The sequence below is a fragment of the Tumebacillus amylolyticus genome, from assembly GCF_016722965.1.
GTDB classification, from domain to species: domain Bacteria; phylum Bacillota; class Bacilli; order Tumebacillales; family Tumebacillaceae; genus Tumebacillus; species Tumebacillus amylolyticus.
Map to the genome: position 1 here is coordinate 1 of NZ_JAEQNB010000028.1, position 1,738 is coordinate 1,738.

Annotated in this window: 1 protein-coding gene, 1 tRNA gene and 1 rRNA gene; all 3 read right to left on the reverse strand. The window is 50.8% G+C overall.

Annotated features, from left to right (window positions below; all coding sequences use genetic code 11):
- Positions 1-233: 233 nt before the first annotated feature.
- Positions 234-1,418, reverse strand: coding sequence for a MalY/PatB family protein (locus JJB07_RS23750; RefSeq protein WP_201638503.1), 1,185 nt, complete (start codon positions 1,416-1,418; stop codon positions 234-236).
- A gap of 80 nt (positions 1,419-1,498) precedes the next feature.
- Positions 1,499-1,585, reverse strand: a tRNA-Leu gene (locus JJB07_RS23755).
- 44 nt (positions 1,586-1,629) lie between these two features.
- Positions 1,630-1,738, reverse strand: a 23S ribosomal RNA gene (locus JJB07_RS23760); the annotation flags it as partial.

The window sequence follows — 1,738 nt, forward strand, 5'->3', positions numbered from 1 at the left end:
TCGTCCTGAGCCAGGATCAAACTCTCAATAAAAGTTTGGTTCACTGACTCGAATCGATCTTCATCTATCACTCGTTTAGTTTTCAAGGATCAATCTCATCAACCGCTTGTCTCTCGCGGCGACAAGAGTTATCTTATCATGCCCGCAGCTTCCTCTCAACAGCACAACATGACCGTTCCGGCACAAATTCACGCGATCCCTGTCGAATCAAGGAACCGCGTGAAAGGAACTCTTCATTTTGTTCTCATGCTCGTTTTTCCTACCAAACTTGCAGCCATACGATTCAAACCCTCTACCAGAATCGCCCGCGGACAAGCAAGATTCAGCCGCAAGAAGCCTTCGCCGCTTTTCCCAAAAGCAGATCCCTCATTCAGCGCCACCTTGGCTTCTTGGTACATCCACGCCTTCAATTCCTCACCGTTCATCCCAAGTTCGGAAACATCCAGCCACGCCAAATACGTGGCTTCCAAGGGAGCAACTTTAATTTGCGGCATCTTTTCCGCCACAAATGCGCACATGAACTCATAGTTGTCCTGCACATACTTCCGCACCTCGTTCAACCACTCAACACCGCCCGTATACGCAGCTTCTGTTGCAATCGGGGAAAATGCACTCTCCATCCCCAAGTTCAACGAGTTCAGACGGAAGTTGAACTGACGGCGCACATGATCGTTCGCAATGACGGCCGTCGACGTATGAATTCCTGCCAGATTAAACGTTTTCGTAATTGAAAACAACGTCACCGAATTTTGCGCCAACTTCTCAGATAGCGAGGAGAACACCGTATGACGATGACCGTCCATCACGAGGTCGAAGTGTATCTCGTCAGAAATCACCGGAACCTTGTATTTCAAACAAAGTTCGCCCACTTTACGCAATTCCTCCGGTTCCCATACGCGACCGACCGGATTGTGCGGGGAGCAAAGCACCATCACCTTTGCACCGGCTTTCAGCTTTTCCTCCAAGTCCTCAAAGTCCATCGTGTAACGCCCGTCTTGATACCGCAACGAGTTCTCCACTACCTTGCGCTCATTCCCCCGAATGACATGGAAAAACGCATGGTACACAGGTGTCTGCAAGATCACTCCGTCCCCTGTCTTCGTATAGATCTCAAGCAGGATCGCAAGTGACGTCAAAACGCTCGGACTGTAAGCCAACCACGATTGCGGGACGACCCACGCATGGCGTTTCTGCAACCACGCCAAAATCGAATCAAGATACGACTGCGGTTTCGCACCATACCCGAACACCCCGTGAGCCACCCGATCCGCTAATGCCGATCGAACGGATTCAGGAGCTTGGAAATCCATATCCGCAACCCACATCGGGAGCACCTCAGCCGAGCCAAACAGCTTCTCGACTTGATCCCATTTATACGAGTTCGTACCTCGTCTTTCCACAACCTCATCAAAATTCAAACGAACCAGCCTCCTTTTGCGTCCATTGTAACAAAAAAAGACCCGATCCGTTATCGGATCGGGTCTTTCTATATCTGATTTGGTGCGGCCAAGAGGACTTGAACCTCCACGGGGTTGCCCCCACAAGAACCTGAATCTTGCGCGTCTGCCAATTCCGCCATGGCCGCAGATGAAACCGGATAGCTCACTTTGTGTGTTGATTCAAGAAACTTAGGATAAGCCCTCGACCGATTAGTACTGGTCAGCTGAATGCCTCGCGGCACGTACACCTCCAGCCTATCAACCCTGTCGTCTACAGGGGGTCTTACCACGTTGACCGT